General features: G+C 55.0%; 24 protein-coding genes. 13 read left to right on the top strand and 11 right to left on the bottom strand.

The features are described 5' to 3' along the window. Positions 1 to 39: 39 nt before the first annotated feature. Positions 40 to 507: an IS5 family transposase gene (locus tag Q0915_RS15145; protein ID WP_366525298.1), complete on the top strand. Its 468-nt coding sequence runs from the start codon at positions 40 to 42 to the stop codon at positions 505 to 507. Between the two features lies 1 nt (position 508). Here Q0915_RS15145 and Q0915_RS15140 read toward each other — a convergent pair whose 3' ends face one another. Further along, positions 509 to 1,207: a type VI secretion system tube protein Hcp gene (locus Q0915_RS15140; protein WP_299474986.1), complete on the bottom strand. Its 699-nt coding sequence runs from the start codon at positions 1,205 to 1,207 to the stop codon at positions 509 to 511. Positions 1,208 to 1,650: 443 nt separating this feature from the next. On the opposite strand from Q0915_RS15140, the gene Q0915_RS15135 reads away from it, so the two are divergent. Further along, on the top strand, positions 1,651 to 1,920 hold the full coding sequence (locus Q0915_RS15135) for a hypothetical protein (RefSeq protein ID WP_299474983.1): 270 nt from the start codon (positions 1,651 to 1,653) through the stop codon (positions 1,918 to 1,920). Further along, positions 1,907 to 2,890, top strand: coding sequence for a LuxR C-terminal-related transcriptional regulator (locus tag Q0915_RS15130; RefSeq protein WP_299474980.1), 984 nt, complete (start codon positions 1,907 to 1,909; stop codon positions 2,888 to 2,890). The genes Q0915_RS15135 and Q0915_RS15130 overlap by 14 nt, the downstream gene beginning before the upstream one ends. Positions 2,891 to 2,989: 99 nt before the next feature. Here the strand turns inward: Q0915_RS15130 and Q0915_RS15125 are convergent, their stop codons facing one another. Then, on the bottom strand, positions 2,990 to 3,328 hold the full coding sequence (locus tag Q0915_RS15125) for a TfoX/Sxy family protein (protein ID WP_299474977.1): 339 nt from the start codon (positions 3,326 to 3,328) through the stop codon (positions 2,990 to 2,992). Between the two features lie 21 nt (positions 3,329 to 3,349). Beyond that, entirely contained in the window at positions 3,350 to 3,649 is a 300-nt protein-coding gene (locus Q0915_RS15120) for a hypothetical protein (protein WP_299474974.1), read from the bottom strand. 313 nt (positions 3,650 to 3,962) lie between these two features. On the opposite strand from Q0915_RS15120, the gene Q0915_RS15115 reads away from it, so the two are divergent. Beyond that, positions 3,963 to 4,496, top strand: coding sequence for a dihydrofolate reductase family protein (locus tag Q0915_RS15115; protein ID WP_299474971.1), 534 nt, complete (start codon positions 3,963 to 3,965; stop codon positions 4,494 to 4,496). Positions 4,497 to 4,499: 3 nt separating this feature from the next. Next, complete coding sequence (locus Q0915_RS15110; protein WP_299474968.1) at positions 4,500 to 5,066, top strand: TetR/AcrR family transcriptional regulator; 567 nt, start codon at positions 4,500 to 4,502, stop codon at positions 5,064 to 5,066. 186 nt (positions 5,067 to 5,252) lie between these two features. On the opposite strand, the gene Q0915_RS15105 is transcribed toward Q0915_RS15110, so the two are convergent. Both Q0915_RS15105 and Q0915_RS15100 read right to left on the bottom strand, forming a co-directional pair. Then, complete coding sequence (locus Q0915_RS15105; protein ID WP_299474965.1) at positions 5,253 to 5,819, bottom strand: DUF1638 domain-containing protein; 567 nt, start codon at positions 5,817 to 5,819, stop codon at positions 5,253 to 5,255. 282 nt (positions 5,820 to 6,101) lie between these two features. Then, positions 6,102 to 7,112 (bottom strand): GlxA family transcriptional regulator, encoded by a 1,011-nt coding sequence (locus Q0915_RS15100; protein WP_299474962.1) that lies wholly within the window; start codon positions 7,110 to 7,112, stop codon positions 6,102 to 6,104. Positions 7,113 to 7,193: 81 nt separating this feature from the next. Between Q0915_RS15100 and Q0915_RS15095 the strand changes: the two genes are divergently transcribed. Continuing rightward, a complete protein-coding gene (locus Q0915_RS15095; RefSeq protein WP_299474959.1) occupies positions 7,194 to 8,117 on the top strand; it encodes a hypothetical protein in 924 nt (307 codons plus the stop codon). Positions 8,118 to 8,287: 170 nt separating this feature from the next. Beyond that, positions 8,288 to 9,349: a hypothetical protein gene (locus Q0915_RS15090; RefSeq protein ID WP_299474956.1), complete on the top strand. Its 1,062-nt coding sequence runs from the start codon at positions 8,288 to 8,290 to the stop codon at positions 9,347 to 9,349. A gap of 67 nt (positions 9,350 to 9,416) precedes the next feature. Here the strand turns inward: Q0915_RS15090 and Q0915_RS15085 are convergent, their stop codons facing one another. Then, the gene (locus Q0915_RS15085; RefSeq protein ID WP_299474954.1) at positions 9,417 to 10,016 is read right to left on the bottom strand and encodes a hypothetical protein; all 600 of its coding nucleotides are present in this window, start codon (positions 10,014 to 10,016) and stop codon (positions 9,417 to 9,419) included. Between the two features lie 241 nt (positions 10,017 to 10,257). On the opposite strand from Q0915_RS15085, the gene Q0915_RS15080 reads away from it, so the two are divergent. Together Q0915_RS15080 and Q0915_RS15075 are read left to right on the top strand one after the other, a co-directional pair. Further along, positions 10,258 to 10,998, top strand: a complete 741-nt coding sequence (locus Q0915_RS15080) for an AraC family transcriptional regulator (RefSeq protein WP_299474951.1) — start codon at positions 10,258 to 10,260, stop codon at positions 10,996 to 10,998. Positions 10,999 to 11,067: 69 nt separating this feature from the next. Continuing rightward, the gene (locus tag Q0915_RS15075; RefSeq protein ID WP_299474948.1) at positions 11,068 to 11,448 is read left to right on the top strand and encodes a VOC family protein; all 381 of its coding nucleotides are present in this window, start codon (positions 11,068 to 11,070) and stop codon (positions 11,446 to 11,448) included. Positions 11,449 to 11,601: 153 nt separating this feature from the next. On the opposite strand, the gene Q0915_RS15070 is transcribed toward Q0915_RS15075, so the two are convergent. The 4 genes from Q0915_RS15070 to Q0915_RS15055 all read right to left on the bottom strand — a co-directional run bounded on the left by Q0915_RS15070 (position 11,602) and on the right by Q0915_RS15055 (position 17,601). Further along, complete coding sequence (locus tag Q0915_RS15070) at positions 11,602 to 12,228, bottom strand: LysE family transporter (RefSeq protein WP_299474945.1); 627 nt, start codon at positions 12,226 to 12,228, stop codon at positions 11,602 to 11,604. Positions 12,229 to 12,587: 359 nt separating this feature from the next. Further along, entirely contained in the window at positions 12,588 to 14,306 is a 1,719-nt protein-coding gene (gene dld, locus Q0915_RS15065; protein ID WP_299474942.1) for a D-lactate dehydrogenase, read from the bottom strand. Between the two features lie 55 nt (positions 14,307 to 14,361). Further along, positions 14,362 to 16,428, bottom strand: a complete 2,067-nt coding sequence (locus tag Q0915_RS15060; RefSeq protein WP_299474939.1) for a TRAP transporter large permease subunit — start codon at positions 16,426 to 16,428, stop codon at positions 14,362 to 14,364. A 123-nt stretch (positions 16,429 to 16,551) separates the two neighbouring features. Next, entirely contained in the window at positions 16,552 to 17,601 is a 1,050-nt protein-coding gene (locus Q0915_RS15055) for a TRAP transporter substrate-binding protein (RefSeq protein ID WP_299474936.1), read from the bottom strand. A gap of 249 nt (positions 17,602 to 17,850) precedes the next feature. Here Q0915_RS15055 and Q0915_RS15050 point away from each other — a divergent pair, with 249 nt between their 5' ends. The 3 genes from Q0915_RS15050 (at position 17,851) to Q0915_RS15040 (ending at position 20,975) form a co-directional block, all read left to right on the top strand. Next, complete coding sequence (locus Q0915_RS15050; RefSeq protein WP_299474933.1) at positions 17,851 to 18,630, top strand: FadR/GntR family transcriptional regulator; 780 nt, start codon at positions 17,851 to 17,853, stop codon at positions 18,628 to 18,630. 264 nt (positions 18,631 to 18,894) lie between these two features. Then, positions 18,895 to 20,040 carry a peptidoglycan-binding protein gene (locus Q0915_RS15045; RefSeq protein WP_299474930.1) on the top strand — a complete coding sequence of 382 codons (1,146 nt, stop codon included), beginning with the start codon at positions 18,895 to 18,897 and terminating at the stop codon, positions 20,038 to 20,040. After that, positions 20,040 to 20,975 (top strand): HEAT repeat domain-containing protein, encoded by a 936-nt coding sequence (locus Q0915_RS15040; RefSeq protein WP_299474927.1) that lies wholly within the window; start codon positions 20,040 to 20,042, stop codon positions 20,973 to 20,975. The genes Q0915_RS15045 and Q0915_RS15040 overlap by 1 nt, the downstream gene beginning before the upstream one ends. Positions 20,976 to 21,118: 143 nt before the next feature. Here the strand turns inward: Q0915_RS15040 and Q0915_RS15035 are convergent, their stop codons facing one another. Then, the gene (locus Q0915_RS15035; protein ID WP_299474924.1) at positions 21,119 to 21,463 is read right to left on the bottom strand and encodes a RidA family protein; all 345 of its coding nucleotides are present in this window, start codon (positions 21,461 to 21,463) and stop codon (positions 21,119 to 21,121) included. An 87-nt stretch (positions 21,464 to 21,550) separates the two neighbouring features. On the opposite strand from Q0915_RS15035, the gene Q0915_RS15030 reads away from it, so the two are divergent. Then, positions 21,551 to 22,561 carry a LysR family transcriptional regulator gene (locus Q0915_RS15030; RefSeq protein ID WP_299544337.1) on the top strand — a complete coding sequence of 337 codons (1,011 nt, stop codon included), beginning with the start codon at positions 21,551 to 21,553 and terminating at the stop codon, positions 22,559 to 22,561. Positions 22,562 to 22,601 lie beyond the last annotated feature (40 nt).

Raw genomic sequence — 22,601 nt, 5'->3', positions numbered from 1 at the left:
TGAGGCCGAGTGTCGACTGGATAGCGGGGCGGGCAAAGCATAGCCAACGCACTCTATCCGCATGGCCGAGCCGCATTCGCCATTCAACCGCGCGGAGGGCTGACGACCAAAATCCACGCTGTTGTTGATGCGAACGGACTGCGGCTCCAAGTCATGATTACCGGCGGTCAGCAGCATGACAGTTTGATGGCTCGGGCTCTAGTTGAAAACCTGCCGAGCGGCGGAACGGTTCTTGCCGACAAGGCTTACGACGCGACCGAGATAAGAACATTCGTGAGTTCACGTGGAGGCTTGTCGAACATCCCGCCCCATCGGAACCAGCGCGATCCGATCTGCTTTAGTCCGTATCTCTACCGTCATCGAAATCACGTTGAGCGGTTAACCAACCGGATCAAACACTGTCGGCGCATCGCTACTAGTCATGAGAAACACGCGGCCAACTTCCGTGCCTTCCTCAATCTCGCCGCCGCACGCATCTGGTTACGCGGCTTTGTCAACAGAACCTAGTTTACGTAAATTCATTCGCCGAAATGTCCCAAGAAAATTCCGGTGCGGCACCTTTTGAGCCATCCGGTTTTTGCTCAGTATAAATAAATTTGTATTCGGCAAAATCCAGGGCTATGTATTCCACCATTCGCTCGTCTTCTTCGTTATTATAGTAACTTACGCCGGTTACAATAAGATCTTTGATTTCCAATTTAATGTACTCAAGTGGACTCGCTCCGGCTGCCTTTCGAACGCAAAGAAGCCCATTTGAAATATGCTTCCCTGTAGACAAATGCTGAATGAGTGCCGGCGTTGCCTTGTCGATATACTTTGTGAATACTAAATCCTCGAATTTGGCTTTTCCTGACCCTGATCCACTTCCCATGTGGGTTGTGCCGGACTGAGTAGCTCCCCAAGACCAACTTAAGATATCGATCTCGTCTTTATGAAATTTATCTTGTGCTTCACCTTTTATTCCGTCGAGCTTCAAAAACAAATCACCAGCCATACTACAACTCCCTGAAAAATATGTAATTCCTGATGCGCATACTAGGAGTTTCGAATATGAGCGATTTGGCGTGAATTTGGCGTCATAAAACAGGCAAATGCCTGTTGGTAGATCCTGGTTCAGGCGTAAAAAATTCGTCAAATCGAAGATTCGGTTGCTCTGAAGCTCTTTCCGGTTGCCGCAATTGTCGAGGATCAGCCCACTTGATCCCATGAACATTCTCCTTTGTGGCAAAATACCAAGTCAAAGGAGCGGTGCAATTCCGTGACAGGTCCAGGCAGACCCCTTGCACCTGGATGAGAATTGCATGCAGGGGCGTTTGGCAAAAGCCTCATGAATGAAAGAGCGCGTGCTGAAATCAATGCGTTTATTGCAGCGGTTCTTCGCGCTAGTGGCATTGGCGATGATTTTCCCTGATCGCAATGCGGTTTCTTGTTCTCACGGCCGTGAAGGCAGGATTTGAGGGCAGGTGTCGACGGGATAGCGGACGGGCAATGTATAGCCAACGCACTCTATCCGCATGGGCCGAGCTGCATTCGCCACTCAAGGGCAACAGACTTTCAGTTTGGCAACCCGGCCCAATGTCATCCTCTGGGGTGACATATGCATGAAACAAACGGTGCTAGTTGCATCGGATCGCAATCGGAGGTCCGACAATGAGCAACTGGAACCAGATGCTTCGAAACAAACAAAAAACAGGTGGTTTCTGTGGGCAGACCACGAGCGAGCAGGATGCCTATTACCAGTTCTTTGCAGATGACACCGGTCTCTTTCCAAAACCGGTCAGGTTTAAAAAATGGTACGTTCGGGTCGCGGCATTTGTCGTTCAAATGGCCTATCTGCTGTTTGGCGGTTCAACGGGCACTGTTCGACAACGCACCAGGCGGTCACGGGATACGGTAATGGCAAAATATGACGGCGCATGACCCGGAACTTCAGGCGGCACGGGCAGAAATCCAGTCCGTAATCGAGACGGATCTTTCAACGTATCTTGCCCGCGACAGAACCGCCTGGGAAAAAAACTGGGTCCAGGACGAACGGTTCCAGAGCATCATGGAATGCGGCACGATGCAGATCGCCAGAGGGTATGAGGAATTCCGGCGCAACGTCTTTGACTCCATGGATGCATCGCCCGGGCCCATTCACGCCGACATTCGGCGCGAAAACATTACAATTGAAGTTCATGGCGATATGGCATGGGCTACATTTGATGAGATTGCGACCGAAACCGAAAATCCTCTGATCGCACCAAACCTGTCACACAATTTCCGGCTCTTCGAACGGTCTGGCCGCCGATGGCGCATCCTTTTCCACGGTTGCTGGGCTGAACCCCTGCGGGATATCAGTTCCCCTGCTGTCGAGGTCAACCAGGACTGCGGGGTTGTCTGGCTGAACTCCGCCGCTTCCGAATGTCTTAGAACCTTCGAAGGACTGACGATCAGCCACGGAACGCTGCGCGCGTCCAGTCCGTCCTGGGACAAGGGACTTCGGGAAACGGTTTCCCGGTCCCATAAACTCAAAGGGTTCGGCCAGTTCAGTCAGGTCGCTTCAGCCGGGGAAAACTCGGTCACTTTTCCTGTGGTGCTTGGCGAAGACGGCGAGGGCGCTCTGCTGACATGCTGGGTTAGGGTTGCCGACTGCCGCGTTTATGTTCTCTTCGGGGAGGATCCCGATCTGTCAAAACAGATCCGGATCGCTGAGCTGATTTTCGGCCTGTCGCAAACCCAGACTGAGATCCTCGACCGTATTGCGCGCGGGTTCGATCTTTCAGGGATATCCGCTGAACTCGGCTTCTCGCGAAATACGGCGCGCACGCATCTGCGGCGTATTTTTGAAAAAGTCGGGGTCCGGAGCCAGATTGAACTTTTGCGCACGCTCATAAGCTTCAGGGTCTGATCCGCATTCTGGAGCTCTGAAAAGGGTCATCACTTTTTCAATGCAGCGAATAGCCGATACGCGCTATCAAATTGAAACGTCAATGCTAAAGAATTTGAGTTACTGTTTTTTCTTCTTTGAGGGTTTTCGATTTCGCAACGCTGCGTCAAGGGCGTGCTGCGTCCAGAAGCGTAAGCTTTCTTCATCGTCAAAGATATCTTCCGGCGCTCGATAATACGGTATCGGAGTGGACTTGTTCTTCATTTGATAGATGAATTGTTCAGCGCCAGCCGCTTCGAACGCAGCCCGTGTAACACTATCAACCTTAAGCCAGAGTTCATCGTCTGCAACAATTGCAAAGAAAAGCCCATCACAATAAATCCCGTCGACACCAAACATTTTCCGGGTCGTGATCTCACCAAATGGGGCAAATAGATCTTGGTAAAAGTCAAAATCCATGTGTAAAGGCCTGCGCAACCGTCATGTTGTTCTCGCTTTACCAGACATGGCTGCGAATTTGAGTTCTACAAGCTCGATCAGTATTTCCGCTTGCTGCGCCAGGTTGCCAATCTTGTCGGTTCCGCGTGCATACGCCCAAAGCCCTTGAACCGCGACCGCCAGAAAACCGGCTAGTTTCTTGATTTCGATTTGTGTTGGCGACACATCAATTTCGTGAGCCAAGGCGCGGGCGAAACCGTCAGTCAGTCGATCATAGTGCGCGCGCACGACTTTCGCGATTTCGTCGTCATGCGGGACGAATTCGGTCAGTGTATTGCCCATTAAACAACCCCGCCCGGGAAAGCCAGAAGTAGGTCTGACCGACTTGGGTTAGAGCTCTACTTCGTTCTGCATCTCTGCCATTTGACCTAATCGCAATGCGTGTCCGGATCAGCGATTTTGTCGCGACCTTCTGAAACACCAAAACCCGTGCGCGATGTGGCCTGTTATTGCATCTGCCGCGAAGATCGGAATTGGGTCCGCTTCAACCGGGTTGCCGCGGTACGGTGCGTGTTTTTCCACAAAAATTCAGGCGTATTGTGGTCTTTTCGAGAGTTATTTATACATTGTATAAATAACTCTTTTGGAGGTTGATATGCCCACCGGACACGTCATGATGGCTATCACGCTGGATGGATATGTAGCGCGAAAAGACCATTCGCTGGATTGGTTGATGAAACAAAACACAGCCGATGAAGATCATGGCTTTGCCGGGTTCCTCAGCAACATTGATGTCATTGTGATGGGCAGCGGATCATATCGCACCGTACTAGGATTTGATGCTTGGCCTTATGAAAAACCTGTTGTGGTTCTGAGCAACTCAATCGCGAATGAGGACGTGCCACCCGAATTGGCTGAGAAGGTAGAAATCATGAATCTGTCGCCACAGGAGCTAGTGGCAGAGGTGGATCGACGAGGGTGGCAACGCATCTATGTCGACGGCGGAGCCATCGTGCAATCTTTTCTCAAGTTGGGGCTGATCAACGACTTCAAATTGGCGATTGTTCCCATTCTTCTTGGGGACGGCATTCGATTGTTTGGCGAGCTGCCGGCAGACATTGATCTTGAGCTGACGCACACAAAATCCTTCCCATCGGGGTTGGTGGAGTTGAGATATAAGGTGGTCTGATCCGTGTCTGAGCCGAAACGTAGAGGAAGACCAAAGAAGCTTGTAGGCGGTGTCGATAAGAAGACTGTCCTGCAATGTGCCCACTCAATTTTGGAAACTTACGGGTTGGAGGAGCTTACCTTTCGTTCGATCGCTGCCAAGTTGGGCGTAACAGCGATGGCTGTGAAGTATCACGTTGGTAGCCGGGAGCAATTGCTGCGCGATATTGCAGCCCAGACTTTCGAAGGTATTGACGCAAGCGTTTCTGTTGGCACGCCAAGGGCTGAGCTTAGGCTTTTGCTGGTTCGCTATATCGAACTTGCTCTGAAAAACGCCGATCTTGTTCGTTTTCTGCTAAGCACGCCAAATTGCATGCCTCAGTCGCTTCGTGACTTCACATCTCAAGTCAAATACAGAACACAGGCTCTCAATGGCGGTGACCCCGGCGACGTTATGCTGAACTTGTTGATCGACTACATTCACGGCTTTGTTTTTGCTGCGGATGCTGCTCCAAATGAGATTAGTCTGACCCTGGATCAATGCTTGAACAGCATCGACTGGCTGATGGATGTTATGGATCTTGGCCATTGAACAACCCCAGGGGTGAATGGCGGCTCCGTCCTGCACCCAGGCAATCTGTTCTGGTCGGTTCGTCCGGCTGTTTTCGGAAAAAAGCTCATACCGGTAAAGACCCCGAGTGCCCGGAGCTCTGTGCGCATCCCTTACCCGACATGAAACGCGCCAACACGTTCAGGTCACCTGGTATCGCAAGGCGTATCAGGCGCTGCGGATTGCCGTCTCCAGTTCACCGAAGCCCACGAAACGCCGTTCATAGGTGAGACCGAGGCGGCTGGCTATCTCGCGTGCCTTCTTCTCCAGCGATGGATCGTCGGATTGCGGCATGTAGACGAGCTTCTCGTAGTTTCCGAAGACGAAATCGACCATGTTCTTGTTCCGGTCGAGACCGAAGGCCTGCCAGATGAACTTCTCGAAGCTCCGGCAGAAAAAGTCGGTCAGATAGAAGGTCGTGATCTCATCCTCGCCATATGCGGCAAAGGCTTCGTTTCCCCAGTAAAACGAGAAACAGTGCGGACCTGCGATCCGCTCGCATCCGCCTTCTTCCAACAGAACCCGGTCGAGCGCCCCGGCGGTGCCGCAGTCCCCATACAAGACAAAAATCTTGTCGTATCTGTCCTTGTTGGCGCGAATTTGCGTCCGTATCGCTTCGGGAATTTTGTCGGGCGTATGATGCAAGCTGGCGGGCAGGCATTGCACGTCGAGATGCTTCAGGCCGTTCTTTTCGATGAGCCAAACGATCTCCCTGCCAAGCGCGCCACAGGCCAAAAGAAGCGTGCTTCCGACACCCTTCTTGAACTTGAGGACCTCTCCCGGTCTTGCAGAAGATCCCTGTCGTCCAATGTGCTGTTCGACCGTACCTTTCGCACCGCTACGTCCTTCCCACGCTTCGAGAAATCAATGTCGCACGCGTTCGTCTTGGCTCAAATGACATTAGGCCCTTGTTTTCCGGCAGTCTGCGCATGATCTGCGTCATCACCGATCCGGATTCCGACGTTTTTCTGCCGTGTCGTATCAAAGCGGTAGCCGGCCGCGCGATTGGTGCCCGATCTAGCTTTCTTCGTCGTGCGGCGTTGAGGACACCTCACCCTGGAACTGTCTCCGATAATCGTGCGGCGGCACGCCAAGCGTGCGAATAAACGATTTGCGCATCCGTTCGTCGCTTCGAAAGCCGCAGATTTCGGCGACGCGTACAACGGTCAGATCCGTTTCTTCAAGATACCTGCGGGCGGCTTCAACGCGCATCGCCTCAACAGCTTTTGCCGGTGTCGAGCCTGTTGACGCCTGATACTGCCTGGCGAAGTTTCTGGGGCTCATGCCGACACGGTCCGAGAGCGCTTCGACGCTTAAGTCGTCGTGCAGGTTTTCCTGCATCCAGGCGTGCAACTTATCAAAGCGGCTGGATTGATCCGACACCTGGCTGTGAAGCGTGGTGCTGAACTGGTCCTGGCCTCCGGACCTGACAGCAAAGACAACAAGGTCGCGTGCAATTGATAGCGATGCGTCTCTGCCAAGGTCCTGCTGGACCAGCGCAAGCGCCAGGTCAATTCCGGCAGTCACGCCTGCCGATGTCCAGATATGTCCGTCCCGAATGAAAATCGGATTGGTATCGACCCTCGTCTCGGGGTGGTCGCGTGCAAGATCAGTGCAATAGCGCCAGTGCGTTACGGCTCTGCGGCCTTCCAGAAGCCCGGCAGCGCCGAGCAAAAAAGCTCCGGTGCAAATCGAGGCGATCCGATGCGACCGGTTTGCCAGCCTTTTGAGCGTGTCGACCACCACCGCGTTACGGGAGGCCGCTTGTGCGCCTCGGCCGCCAACCACGACAAGCGTGTCGATGGGATTGCACCATTGGGCCGCAGGTTCGGAACGAACGCTGACGGGTGTGTCCGTCGCAACTTCTGCGCCGTCCGCTGAGACCAGCGCGGTGCGGTAGGTCTGAGCTCCCGAAAGCTGGTCCGTGGCATCATTGAACACCTGCAAGGGGCCGGCGAGATCCAGAAGCTTGACCCCCGGATAAATGAAAAAAACGACACTATGCAGTTTGGCAGTTTTCTTGGGCATGATGTCATTTATGCCAAACCGGATTTGGCTAGTCTAGGTGCTCAACGAAGGAATTTCACAGGCACGAGCGAGGATCAGTTGATGGCTTACAAATTGCTGCTTGGCGAATACGCTTACTCGGACCAATCGATGCGCGGCTGGCTGGAGGTGGATGCGTTCGGCATCGATTTCCAGCCATCATACGTGCCGATGTTTTCCGAGGAATTCGCTGAAACGCTCGTCAGGCACGCGCCCGCGACGTCTCTTCCGATCCTGTTGGAAGACACGCAAAGCGGCAGGGCGCTGATTTGGGAAAGTGCCGCTGCAGCCGATATTCTTGCGGAGCGCCATCCGGACGCGGGACTTTGGCCCGTGGCGCCCGAAACCAGGGCGATGGCGCGTTCCTTGTCGGCGCGCGCGAGAACCGGATTTTCGTCACTGCAGTCCCTGCCGATGAACCTGCACGCGCGTTACCGGGGCTTCGTTCCGAGCAAATTCGAGCAGGAAGATGCCGACAAGATTGTTGCGTTGTTGGAATGGGCCTTGGGTGTTTCAGGCGGGCCATACCTGTGCGGGCAGACATTCTGCGCCGCAGATGCTGCATTCGCTCCCATTGTCGCACGGTTCATCACGTATGGGTTTGAGCTCACCGAGGTAACGAAAGCCTATGTCGAGACAATCTACGCCCTTCCGTCCTTTCGAAGGTGGCACGCGTGCGCGGATGCACAGCTTAGAAAGATCGACGACCTGCATCTCGACCTGCCTTCGGGAAGCAGCAAGGACTGGCCGCGCCAGCCCGTACTGCGGGGCAAACCCTATAAGGGAGATATCTCCGACGCCATCAATGAAGCCTGCCCCTATTCAGGCAAACCCGTCGCTGACACCTCGCTTGCGGAAATCGATGGCATGGTGGTGGGGTTTTGCAATCCCTTTTGCTGCCGCCGCGGAATGGCAGATGCTGAAAGCTGGCCAACGGTCATGGCCATAATGGGTAGACTCCTTCCGGCAGTGGCGGTGCAGGCTTGAAGGTCGTCTCGGTGTATTTGGTAGCACTGACTGCGGAGCGTACCACCAATTGTTGTCTTGGTTTATCAGCCTATTTGGCTGCTTTTCTCTCAAGGTCATTTCGTGTGACTTGAGTCTGCAAAAGGAGATCTCCTAAGCTGTCGTTCCCAGACACAAACGGGTACACTTGGATGCAGCTCGGAGCCATGACAACTTTCCACTTCTTAAAGGCCTTGGTCATTGCTCTTGCGTGCATTTGTGCAATCGAGAGCAGTGCCTTTAGTCAGGACTCCTACGGAAACAAAAAAAACAAATCAGACTTTGTGCTGGTTCGATCTGCCGACACAAAGCGAGAATTTCTCGGCGGGCAATACCGCCCAATAGAAGAAGTCGTAAACGCTAAAATACACGCGCGACTAAGGGGCGTTTGGCAATACGGACTGCTGTCGGAAGCTTCGTATGACAAGAAAATAGATCCTAGTGGTAGACTGACCTTAAAGTGTGACCGTAGTACGCGTTACCTTGCGCGATGGCGCCATCTTCCTGATTATTCGACCGAAAATTACAAAGTAAAACGTAAAAGCGTTCGGCTTTCTGTCCCTGGGTTAAGCTATCGTGTCTGGAGAGACACAAGTGCAGCCGGCCCAAACAGGGTTGCGATTGTATTTCGTGGTACCGAATTAGACGATTTGGGAGATTGGTATTCAAACTTCAGGTGGCTTACTAAATTCAATCCAATTACCACCGACCAGTATCATGCAACAACCGAACTTGTAATGCAGTTGGTTCCAAGCTTGCTTGGGGATTTTGGGCCGGACCTGGAAATTGTAGCGGTTGGGCATTCGCTGGGTGGAGGGCTAGCGCAGCGTGCTGGTTACAGTTCGCCGCACATTTCAACTGTGTACGCTTTTTCCACTTCACCTGTGATTGGTAACCCGTCTTCCGATCGTGAGGTCAATCAAAAGAACCGCGAAGGCTTGGTTATTTTCAGAGTGTTCGAGTCCGGTGAAATTTTGGCAGCCGGAAGATGGCTGCATCGCAAACTGATTGATCTTTCGAGCAAAAACCCGAAAGTCATTGAGCTTGTTTTTTCGTTTAGACACGGTTTCTTCAGTCGCCGAAGCACCGGAGACGGAACCATCAGCCAGCACAGCATCAGGAAACTTACATGCGACTTAATTTGTCACGTTGAGCACGGCATCGATAATGAGGTTTGTACAGGCAAACGAAATGCAACAGGCCCCGCACGCTAATCTGACTTTACCGCATCGTTTTCATATAAATTCATTTTTGATTTGCGTCGTTCGTATTGTCCTCAATTTAGTAGTCAGTCTCTATAAGCTTAACGCAAGACTTTGATACGACGGTTGCTGCTAGAGATTCATCAGGTCGCAGTTTTATCAAATAAATGTCGCCAGCTTCAGCTGCAAGTGTTCCATTGATTAATATTGTTTCTTTTTTGTTGCCTTGAAGCATTTCGCAGTAAATCTTTACACGTGGAAATTGGCCAATGAACATGGAGGCAATAGTGTTTAGTTCCCTGCTCGGCGTTTTATACTCATTTGCCGCTCTAATATTTATGTATCCAATTGATGCTGGGGCGACCACTAAACCAAAAAACACGGCCAGAACATAGATGTAGAACCGAAGTTCAAAAACATCAGAAGTAAAATCTATTCGATACTTATTTGCCAATACCCTGAAGGAAATAATGGCGAGGAATAAAGCGAAAGCAAAAGCAATCGGACTTTTGAAAGCTGCCAATAAGAAATCAGAGGTATCGGCGAAATCGAAATACGACAGTCCAAGTGATCCGAAGATGCCAAAATTATAAGACACACCAATCGTATTCAACATGAGGACTGCAATGACGCTGAATATCGCCGAGTTTGTATTTAAAAATCGAAGATTTTCGGGCATTGGGCTAAGCTGAAAGCCTTTCGTCTATTGCGAAATTGTCGAAAGCAGCGCCAGTGATAGTTTCCAACTTTTTATGAAAACACAATATCAATACTGCAAAATACAAAGTGGCAAGTGTTGTTTTGCAACCCGATTAGACCACAGGTCTGTGCAAAGCGCTATGCCCGCCGGTTTTGCCTTTCGCATTGCGCAGATAGAATGTTTTGAGGAGATCAGGCAAAAAAACGGACGGGCGCATCAGATGTACGATCCCAAAGGCAACAGCAAGGAGAAGGCAGTAGATGCCGTACAGTTTGTCGAGGCCCTTCCGCCTGCACATCTGAGCGGCATCGTACACCGCTTTCTGGAACTGAAAACGCAATTGGCCTTGACGTCGGACTACCGGTTCCATGCATTGCCCGACGCCTGTACTTACGCGGTCTTCGACCAGCTTGACCCGAAGGTCGCGGGGATCACACGTCTGCAGGCCTCGTCGGAAGAACTCAACCTCGGAACGTCGTTTCACTACGTCAACATTCGCTTCCTGCCCGGTGTCTGGCAACGAGATCGCGAGCCGGTGGCATATGGGATGGTGAACAGCAGCTATACCGGCCCCCTCCCGCTCGTTTCGCTTAACACAGAGATGATCGGTCAGGATTTTGCAGCCAAGCAGGACGTCATGTCGAAGTTCGTGGACGGTTTGGTTGCGGACAAAAAAGTTGTTGCCAATCCCGTTACCGAAAAGATCTTCCAGAATATTGACGGGATCCGAACCGTTGCCGACATGGCGGAGACCGCAGACCTGTCGCCGCGCCAGTTGCAGCGCGTTCTCAAAAAGACAACCGGGTTCGCGCCGCACGATTTCCTGAAAGTTCTCCGGTTGCAGCAATCGCTGGATGGCGAGCCGTCGCTTGCCTATGCCGACCAGTCCCATTTCATCCATTCCTTTCGGAAAGCGACGGGTTACACGCCCGAAAAATACGCCCGGAAGTTCGATGTCTGATATCTACAATACAGGCTCCTGACGGCTTGGTAGGTGAGTGGCATATGCAACGACGAAAGGAAGTTGGTTATGTCGAAAATGAACGCCGTCGGATGGTTCGACATCTACGTGAACGAGTTGGATCGCGCCGTCCGATTCTACGAAACCGTGCTGAACTGCAAGCTTGAACCCATAGGTGACCCGACCGGTGAAACCCAAATGATGAGTTTCCCTGCCGACATGAGCGCCTATGGTGCAGGTGGCGCCCTGTCAAAATCGGCGCACGCTTCTCCGGGCGTGGGTGGAACGGTTGTCTATTTCTCGGCGGAAGACTGCGCTGTCGAAGAAGCCCGCGTTGATGCTGCCGGAGGCCAGGTTCTGCGGCCCAAATTCTCCATCGGCGAATTCGGCTGGGTGAGCCTTTGCCGGGATACGGAGGGCAACGTCTTTGGCATCAGCTCGATGAACTGACCAAGTCAGGGGGCAGGGCCGACCAAACTCCGAGAGCTGGAACGTGATGGGATGCATGGGCGCGTCACAGCGGTGCCATGCACCTTTCATCGCGAGAGGAGTCGTATTTGGGCCGAATGAACTCCCCAGACAGCTGCATTGACACAAACCCTGCTATTGCACGTCAGCGGAAAAGAAATGCAAGCCTTCGCGGAAAAGGAGAATTGCGAAGATGACCAGCGCAAGCGCAAGGCCGCGCATGACATAGGGGTAAGCCCGGCCGGTCAACAGGCCCCGATATCGCCCCGTCAGTGCTGCGACACCTGCTTTGGAACCAACCAGCAGAAGATAGAACCCGGCTATGAAACCCCAAGGCGCCATTGCCGACTTTTCGTGCGCAGCTAACACGTAAGGTACGCCTACAGTAATCCAGAACAGGTAAGGGTGAGGGCTCAGAAAATTGGCAAGAGCTCCCTTCTTCAGGGAAGCAGGCGCGGTTGCAGAGCCGGCTTCTCCAACGGATTCAGCCTTGGCGGTTTCGTATGCCAAAAACAGAGCATATAGGGCCCCAACCATCCCAAGAGCGCCAAGCGCTTGTCCAGGCAGTTCCCGAAGCAAAAAAAATAGTGTCAGCACAATAGGAACGTCAGTTACAAGCGGAGCTGCCGCGATCAAAAATCCCTCTTTGTATCCGTGACGCACAGTTTGAGTGATGGCCAATGTCATCAGGGGGCCTGGAGCCATTCCGGCTGCCAGTCCCAAAGTAATCCCGGTTAAAGTTGCTGCGAGAAATTCAGTCAAACCACCACTTCCAATCTCAAACGGGACTTGACTGGAAACTCACAGGGCCGACCTTGTTGTCTGTGAAAGTGTTGTCCGTCAATGCTCCAGTCGTGATTGTAAAACCACAACGACACTGCGACCACAAGGTGAAGCGCAACTCTCAATCAGAGGCAATCGCAGTGGCGGGCCCGACCTTTCCGGAGTTCTCATCGAATTCGGTTTTCGGCCGTTGGAATGATTGCCACGAAAGCCGGCGCTCGCCACAATCCGGAAATTGACGTGCGCCCGACTATTGTCCGGTGACCATCATGAAGCAGACTGTTCCAGTTTTATAGATTCGCAGCCGCGTTCAAACCAGTTCGAGCGACCGGATACAATTACTCGGCCGCTTCTTTTCCACGCGAACCGCAGCAACCTTGCGCATAGTGTTTTTCGCGCGACATCTTGCCGATGCCGGGGTTGAAACTGTTCGTCGGGTCAAGCGATTGGTAGTGGTTGGCAAGGGCTGGCTTAGCTGTGTAAATGTGTCCGACATTGTGTTCGGCCGGATATTCGGCGCCGCGCTGGTCCAGGATTTCCAGAAGCCGTGCCTTCAGTTTTTTCGGATCGCAGCCTTTTTTCACGACATAGTCCTGATGCAGGACGTGGCACAGGAAGTGCCCGTAGTAGAGTTTGGCTGCAAGTTGATCCTCAATCTCCTCTGGCAACTGCTCGAACCAGTCCTCGTCGTTGCGCCGCAGGGCAATATCGAGTGCCAGAATGTCCTCGCACGCGCCAGTATGAACCGCGCCGTAGCGCACCGCAGCGCCCGCAGCGGCAAAACGATGCAGCATGGCCTTGCCCGCTTCCTTGTCGTCGCACAGGAACCAGCCGTCACTTCCGATCGTTTCGTTGAGGATCGTTTCGGTCTGGGCAGCGGTCGCGCCGGAAACTTTCAGGATCAGGTGATGTTCAAAACGCGCGCGGTAGTCGAGCATTCGCGACGGTAAGGCTTCGGGTGCGAGGCGGGACAGAAACTGCATGAATCTGTCGCTCAGGTTTTTCGGCAGGAAAGGCACCTTGTTCAAACGGGCGTCGGTCGCTCCCTTCAAGGCGAAGAATAAGGGCAACCGGTCGGTGCCGAACCAGTCGATCATCAAAACCGTGTCCTTGCCATACCGATGGGCAACGTCGAAGCACTCGCGGTGCAGATATTCGCCGCTGACGGGAAGCTCTGGCAGGTCGGCAAGAAGGCGGCGACGCAAATCCGTCAGTTGGCGGGCGTCATTGGTGCCGATGTAGTAGACCTTGTCGCCGGTCTCGATCGGGAAGGTATCAAGTCGCACAGCGAAGACGGCCACTTTACCGGCTGAACCGGAGGACTCGTAAAGTCCGCGCGGGTCAGCGTTGTAGCGCGCCGGGGTCTCGGCATCGATGTCGCGCACACGCTCACCGTACGTGTCGTCCGAGGCCCGCCCGGTTTCCCAGTCAACGTGTGCGGGATCGATCTCATCCCGATCAAGCTTGCCGAGAATTTCTTCAGGGGATTGGCCGAGGTTTATGCCCAGGTGATTGATCAGTTGCAGTTCGCCTGCCGCATCGATCTGCGCGTAGAGGGAGAGTTCCGTATAAACCGGGCCGCGCCGGACAAGGGCCCCGCCGGAATTGTTACAGACGCCGCCGATGATGGACGCGCCGATGCAGGACGAGCCAATCACCGAATGAGGTTGCCGTCCCAATGGCTTCAGGAGCTTTTCCAGCTTGAAAAGCGTCCCGCCGGGTTGGCTGACGATCTGGCGGCCATCATCCAGAGCATGCAGCTTGTCGAGACGCAGCGTCGAGATGATCACGACACTGCGGTCATATGTGTCTTTTGGGGTCGAGCCTTCCGTCAAGCCGGTATTGGCCGCCTGCATGATCGTGATGCAGTCCGCAGCGACGACGGCCTCAAGAACGCGCCACATCTCAACGAGTGTACCCGGCACGACAACAGCTATTGCCTCGCCCTGGCCGGACCTGAAACCTTTGCGGTATCGTTCGGTCTTGCGGGCATCCGTCAGACAGTGCCGGGGTCCGACAACGTCCTTCAGCCTTTGAATCAGAGCGTCGTTTTTCATCCGAAACCTCATGCCTGGGCGAAAGGCAGGCCGGAAGTCCGGCCTGCCGGATTGATCAATAAGCGACCGAGGGCAGCCAGGTGGCGAGCGCGGGCCAGAGGAAGACGAGCGCCAGACCGAAGAGCTGCAGCAGCACGAACGGCACGATCCCCTTATAGATATCCGTCAGCTTGATGCCGTCCGGGCAGACGCCTTTCAGATAAAAGAGCGAGAAACCCACCGGCGGTGTCAGGAAAGACGTCTGGAGGGTGACCGCAACCAGGATCACGAACCAGACCAGCGCGGGCTCATCGATGGCACCGAAGCCGGGGATATCGAGTCCGAGCCCGTTGACGATGGGCCGCATCAGCGGAAGCACGATCAGCGTGATTTCGATCCAGTCGAGTACAAACCCGAGCAGGAAGACGATGCACAGGATAAAGATGACCGTTCCGCTCGGCCCCAGCCCGGTCGAAGAGACCATGCTTTCGATCAGCTCGTCGCCGCCGAGTTCTCTCAGGACGAACGAAAAGACCGTGGCGCCGAGAAAGATCGCGAAGATGTAGGCGGTCGTGTTGAAGGTTGCCTTGAGCACGTTCCAGGTTTTCCGGAAAGTCAGCTTGCGATAGGCAAGCGCCAGGAGAGTGGCGCCGATCGCGCCGATGCCCGAGGCTTCCGTTGGCGTGCAGATGCCCGCGAAAATCGACCCCAAAACGGCGAAGATCAGCAGAAGCGGCGGAACAAGCGCAACCAGGATATCCTTGAACGCCTCCCAGTCCGGTGCACTTGCGCCTTCGGGCGCCGGCGCCGCTTTCGGGTTCAACAGGGCCAGAACGAAAATATAGAGCAGGTAGATCGCACCCAGCAGCATGCCGGGAATGGCGGCCGCCATGAAGAGATCGCCGACCGAAAGCGCCATCTGGTCCGCCATGATGACAAGCATGATGGACGGCGGGATCAGGATGCCGAGCGTCCCGGAGGCTGCGACGACACCCGTCGAAAGGGTCTTGGAGTACCGGTGCTGCATCATGGCCGGCAGAGACAGAACGCCGAGAAGCACGACGGACGCACCGACGATGCCAGTTGAGGCGGCAAGAATGATGCCGATCAGGGTCACCGTTATGGCAAGACCGCCGCGCACGGTGCCAAAGAGACGCGTCATGGAGGTCATGAGCCGCTCGGCGACACCGCTTTCATCGAGCATCAGTCCCATGAAGATAAACATGGGCAGCGCCACGAGAACGGCATTCGACATGACCGCATAGACCCGGTTCACGACGGCGCCGAGGGTCAGGTAGTCAAGACCAGTGAAAGTATCCTCCAGACCGGTCCAGGCCATGTTGCCCATGTCGAACTGATAGGCGAGGCCGCAGAATATCATCCCTGTTCCGGCCAGTGTCCAGGCGACCGGAAATCCGGTGAAGAGCAAGCCGACAAAGCTCATGAACATCGCAATGACGAGCATTTCTTCTGTCGTCTCCACAAGGGTAGACAAGCCGGCCGTGATCAGCGCAAAGATGCCGATCAGAACCAGAAGCCTTGTGAGGCCAGCACCTTGCCGTTCGGAAGGATGCGCAACAATCAGAGCGTGAACGTCGTGCAGAAGGCGCGCGAGCGCTGCAATGCCCAGAAGGACGAAACTGATCGGGATGATCGCCTTGAACGCCCAACGGAAGGGCAGGCCTGTGGCGGAAGATGAGCGCTCGTTGACGCGGAAACTTTCCTGAAAATAGTCGAGCCCCTGGTCGGCCATCAGCCATATGAACGGGGTCAACAGGAACAGGATACCCAGGATCTCGACGATCCTCTGTGCCCGGCGCGAGAGTTGCATATGCATGAGATCGACGCGCACGTGGCTGTCGGTGGTCAGCGCATAGGAGACCCCGATCATCGTCACGAGGCCGTAGATGTGCCACTGGAGTTCATCGAGCTTGGGCAGGTTTACGTTGAACGCATAGCGCAGAACAACCTGGGTAACGATGGCGGCGACCAGCAACAGATTGGCCAGCATGACCACGTGGCCGGTGGCTTTTACGAAGGTGTCGATTGCGACCGCGAGACCGAAGCGGTCCGGGTCCTTGTGTTCGGTGATCGCCTCATAATGCTGGGCGAGATCGCCTTCGTAATTCGTGTTCATGCTCATGGTGCCGGTCCTCCTCAAGTCCGGTACGGCTTAGCTTTGCGCGGCGTTGGCAAAAGACCCTTGCTGGCGCGCTGAAAGCCGAAAGAGGCCGTGCCCGAAAAAGCGGGCACGGCAGGGGCTTTGTCAGAAGCGGGGAAGGAACGCGTTCTGTTCCCACAGGTCGTAGTTCGTGCGGAACGCGGTCAGGTCGGCATAGACCTCGGCGAAATAGGCGTTGTTTGCGCTTTCTTCTGCCGCGACTTCTTCCCAGGTATCACGGAAGAGCTGCAGCATTTCCGGGCTCCACTTGCGGATCTCGACCCCGTTTTCCTCCACGTTGCGCTTCAGGGCGTCGAATTGCAGGGCTTCACCTTCGGCAAAGCTGTCGGCCATGGACGCTTTGCAGGCTTCGGCCAGGATATGCTGATGCTGTTCGGATGCGGCATTCCAGACGTCCTTGTTGATCAGAAGCTCAAAGACGGTCGCCTGCTGGTGCCAGCCGGGGAAGTAGTTGTACTTGGCCACCTTGTGAAAGCCGAGACGCTGGTCGATTGCCGGCATGGAGAACTCTGTCGCATCGATGGCGCCTTTTTCAAGGGCGGGGAAGATTTCGCCGCCCGGCAGCAGGGATGTTGCGACACCGAGCTTTTCCATCACTTTTCCGCCAAGGCCGAAGAAGCGCATCTTCAGGCCCTTCAGATCGTCCGCGGAATTGATTTCCTTGGAAAACCAGCCGGACGTTTCAGGTGCGATCACCGCGCAGGGCAGAACTTTCACATTGTAGCCCGCCTCGTCATACATGCGCTGGTACAGATCCAGGCCGTTGCCGTAATAGATCCAGGCCATGTACTCACCGGCTTCCGGTCCGAACGGGATCGCCGAAAACAGCGGTGCGGCCGGAATCTTGCCGGCCCAATAGCCGGCCGTCGTGTAGCCGGCATTGATCTTGCCCGAAGAGACAGCGTCCAGAATTTCGAATGGCGGGACCAATTTGCCGGGTTCATACACCTTCATGCGCAACGTGCCGGCGGACATCACTTCGACTTCTTCGGCGACGCGCGGGATCGGCGTGCCAAGGCTCGGCAGTTCGGTTGAAAACGCAACGGGGACTTTCAGAAGCAGTTTGTCGGCGGCAAGGGCAGGCTGCGCGGCAAGGCCCGCGGCAAGCAGAAGGCTGGTCAAAAGCTTGGTCATTTTATCTCCTCCAAACACGTGGTTTTCGGCAGTCCGTCACGGTCTGCCATCACCAAAAACCAGAGGTAAATAAAATTAACCTTCTAACTTAGTCAACAATTTTATTTACCACTAGTGATCAGATTTGAGCTCACCCGGCAAGCCGTGGGCGCTTAAGGAATTGAATCTAGGTGCATAAACGGATGTGTATCGGGGAAAATACTTGCATGTGAGGTAAACCAAGATTACCAATCTTATTGGAGGTGCCGTATGGGTGACCTGAATAGCTTGTTCGAACCAATTGCCGCGGAATCTGTCGTCGATCTGGTCGCAAATCAGATCGAAAACCTCATCGTGCAGGGCATTCTGCAGGAAGGTGCGCGGTTGCCTTCAGAACGGGAACTGTCGGAAAGGTTCGACGTTTCCCGGCCAAAGGTCAGAGACGCGCTCAAGCGTCTGGAAGATCTCGGTCTGCTACATGTCCGCCACGGCGAGGGGACGTTTGTCGCCCAGCTCTCCGGCCAGGCCATGAGCCCCGCGCTGATCAGCCTTTATGCCCGCCACGGCGTCGCCTTTTATGACTATCTGGAATACCGCAAGGAGCAGGAGGCTTTCGCGGCCCGGCTCGCGTCCGAGCGGGCAACGCCTTCCGACCGGGCGGCGATCGAGGAGGTGATTGCGGAACTGCAGCGGGCGCAGGTCGAAGGCGATCTTGAAGCCTCCGAAGAGGCGGATGTGAAATTTCACAGCATCGTCGTCAATGCCAGCCACAATGCCATGCTGATCCACATGATGCGCTCCATATATGATCTCACACGCCGCGGCGTTTTTTACAATCGCCGCTTCCTGCGCAGCATCGACGGATCAGGCGACCGTTTGATGGAACAGCACAAGCGTATCGCCGATGCTGTGCTTGCCGGTGATGCAGACGAAGCGGATGCGGCTGCAAGAGACCATCTTGACTTCGTGGAAATGTCATTCCGGGTGGGAGAAAACCGGGATCGCCGGGAAGCACTGGCAAAAAAACGAAAGCAAGCCATTGGCTTGTAAGGCGGAAAGCATCATTTCCAGGTGAGTGCGGCGCCGGAAACGTGGCAGGATGTACTGCCCCGTGGCAAGGCTTGGCCGGGTAAACGCCGATCCTTGATATTGGCCGATCACACGCCAGACTTCGTGGGCTAACCCTTGGTTGATTGCGCAATCTCGACTCGCGCTAAGTCCTCCTTTGCGATATTCTGACGTAACGTGAAGCATCTTAGGCAGGCCGACTGGGGGTGTTTCAGTTCAGGGCGTACGTAGAAGAGGACTGCCGGAATGGCTCTGACATCTGATCGCTTTAAGGACAACGTGCGGCTCCAGTCCGCGGCACAAAATTCTCCATACATGAAGTGGGGTGAAAGGGGCGATGCAGTCGCCCTTGTGCAGAAAGCTTACGTCGATCTCAATTTCAATCTCCCGAATTCCACCGGTGCAGGCGGCGTTATGGACGGCATTTTTGGTCAGGAGACCTATGCCGCGACACGCAAGTTCCAAACCGAGCAGGACGGTTGCTCAGTCGACGGCATCGTCGGCCGCGATACCTTGAACCGTCTCGATCAGATTTTTCAGAAGATGCCAGGTGGTGCCAATCCCGTTTCACCCGCTCCACCCGGTCCGAACGCGCCACGCTTCGAGGCGGCACAAGAGCTTCAAGGGTTCGACAACACCACTATTCCCCGTTGGCAAATGGTCCCCTTAAACGGCGAACGGCGCATTCGCCTGATGGACGGTGCGGATCTTACGGTGGTAAGCGCCAACACCGGCGTTGCGACTGTTCATGAAGTGAAGAAGTGTTTCGTCCACGGTGGGCGCGAGTTCATCATCAAGGGCCATACAAAATCGAACATCCAGATTTTGGCCAAGAAAGGCCCCGCGACCGTTGTCAGGCTCGACGTTTCGGTGAAGTCAAAGAAGACCGTGACAATGACCTTCAACTATGTGAGCGATACCTCCGGTCACCAGACCAGACGTAAGCCGGGTAGTCTGCAGCCCACATTTGACCACGCCAACAAGCTTTTTCAGGATCAGATCAACGTCGAACTGGTAAAGCGTTCCGTCAATCCGAGCTACTCCGTCGCCGGCAACCTCGGGCAGATTGTCAAATGGACCGGCGTGCCTGGGACGGACGAGTGGCGCAAGGTCGTCGCCAATCGAGATGCGGCATCAGATCTCAATGTCTTTTTCGTCTGGCGCTATGAGCAGGACGAGAAACTGGGCGACGGAGCCGATGCAGGTACGGCCGGTGGCAATTGTCTGCTTGAAGACGATCTTGCCTGGCCGTTCTGGCATGTTCTGGCGCATGAGATTGGGCATCACCTTGGGGTGAGTGCCCATACCGTAAATGCGCGGGACCTGATGGTCGGTGGCCAGGGCGCTGGCGCTTTCATTCCACGGGCACATGCAAATGTCATGAACCCGTGATGCGCTGGAAACTCGCAATTGTTGCTGTGGCAATCGCCACCGCCATAACCGTCGTGTCGGGCGGTGTGGGCGCAGAGCAAAGGAGGTCGACTGTGACCAATTCCTTCAACGAAGCCAGCCTTTTTCAGGCGTTCGAAGCAGTAAAAACCGGTGACTACGGGCCGCTCGGTCAGCTGCCCGCACCAACGGCAGCTGCCATATCCGCACTGGAGCGTTTGCTTGCCGACAACAACGAAACGGTCCGGCGTGAGGCCGTAACGATGCTTGGACGGATAGACGATCCTGCAACTGCACCGGTGCTCGCCGGTGCACTCTCGGACCCGGTTGACGATATCGCAACACGCGCTGCTGCTGCGATCTACCGTCTTGGACCGGACGCGATACAGCCAGGTGTCGGTGATCAGATCCGCAAGGCTGTCGAAAATGGCCTGACGGCAGGCGGTGCAATCCTAATATTGGCCCATGATCCGGCGACGGAAGAGACGATTGCGGTTCTTCGGGAACTGCGGGACGCCAGAGGCGATGAACTCACCGAAGTTTCCCCGCCGTCTCCTGCCGTTTCTATGGGATTGATGGTGGATACCGCACTAGCGAAACTGGGAGACGCTCAGGCAGAGGATCGTCTGACCGCAGCTGCCGGATCAGGGGATCTTGCTACAGCTGAATTCCTGCTGTCAGCATTGCGCGAGATTGACAGTCCCCGCGTTATCGAGGCCCTGGCGGCGGTAACGCTGGCCGACTCCCGACCGGTGCAGGGCGATGCGCCCTCTGGCGCTGAAACCGGTATGCGCCTCGCCGACCTCGCCGCGACACGGTTTGCAGCACGTTTCGACCTCGCTGCAGGTATTGACGACCTGGCCGACGAGCGCCTGCCGGATCAGACGATCGAGGCGGTAAAGGCGGAACTGGAGAACTATCTCGCTGCTGCAAGATAGGCTGGCCTGACAGAGCGCCTGGCCAGCCAAAAGCGGGACGTCACGATTGTCTTGCCACATAAACCTGGGAGTGCCGCAGAGCATCAAGACAGTCCGCTTCTACAGGACCTTTGTGCCCTGGAAGCGGACTGACCGTGTTCGCGTCAGGTTGCTGCGGTCACGATGAATTCGACAAGATACTCCGGTGTCGCCAACTTGGCTTCACCGCAGGCGCGCGCAGGTGGGCTCTTCGGATCAATCCATGCGTCGTAAACTTCATTCATGGCGTCAAAATCCGACATGTCTGCGAGCCACACAATCACCTGCAGGGCCTTGGATTTGCTTGTGCCGGCTTCCGCCAGCAGCTTGTCGACCTCCGCCAGGGCATCCCGGGACTGCGCCGCGATGTCCTTGCCTGCGGTGCCAACCTGACCGGCAAGATAAACTGTGTTGCCGTGGATGACGATCTGGCTCATGCGTTTGCCGGAACGGATGTATTTGGGATCCATGGTCGGGCCTCCTTCTGAGTTGGAATAGGGGCCGGTTCTAGCGCTCGGACGAGTGGCTTGTCCAATGGCTTCGGATAGTTGGTAACTATGCGTGACATCCGCTATGTCTATTTGAATTCAGGCAAAGCGAGCTCCGGCCAAAATGAAAACACAAGGCGCAAACGCGTGAAGGAAATAGCGGGACAGGAATTGAACTGGAATCTGCTGCGCACCTTCTTCGTCATTGCAGAGGAAAGGAGCATTACCGGAGCCGCGGTTCGGCTCGGGCTCAGCCAGCCCTCGGTCAGCAACGCGCTGCAAAAACTGGAAACACAGCTGGAATGTCAGCTCGTATTCCGGGATAGCCGCAGTTTCGAGCTGACCTTGCGCGGTGAAAAGGTCTTTCAGGAATGCAAGGAGATTTTTCTCTCTACTGAACGCATTCACTCGCTCGTGCGCGATGCGACCGACGAAGAACAGGGCGAGCTGAACTATCAGGTGATCAGTCATCTCAACTCATCGCTCCTCGACGAGTTGTTCCGCCTCTACCACCAGCGCTATCCCTCGGTGATGTTTCGCGGCACCGTCCGCAACAGCCAGGAAATCCTGGAAAACATTCTGAAAGGGAGTGTCGCGATCGGCATTTGCCTTTTGCCCAAACCCGTCGTCAATTTGCCGTCGATCCGACTGTTCCGGGAGGAATTCAAGGTTTTCTGCGGAGCGGAGCACGCTTATTTCGGCCGGTCCTCAATCAGTCTGAGGGATCTCCGCCGCGAGCCGTTCATCTCGTTTTCCTGTGCGACGGACATAAGCGGTCTCGAGCCGATGACTGACCTGCGCAATCGGGCAAGGATCGGTCAGCGCACCACGGGTGAGAGCACGAATTTTGAAGAAGTGCGCCGGATGATCGTCGCCGGACTGGGCATCGGAATCCTTCCCTGCCCAGCCGTCAAGGATGATGTCGCCAATGGTGTTCTTTGGCCGATCGAAATTGCCGATGAGGCGATCGGGGCAGACGTGTATCTGATCCACGCGCCGGAAAAGGAGCTCAAGTCTTCGGAGCGCAAATTCGTGGAGCTCGTCAGAGAGCTGAAAGGTCTTTACCCGGATCTGGAGTAATACCAATCTCAAGAAATAAGGACCTATCTGATGGCGCTGT

This window comes from uncultured Roseibium sp. (assembly GCF_947494555.1).
Lineage (GTDB): Bacteria > Pseudomonadota > Alphaproteobacteria > Rhizobiales > Stappiaceae > Roseibium.
Note: the sequence above shows the minus strand (reverse complement) of the source record. Positions and strands in the feature narration are given on the sequence as shown.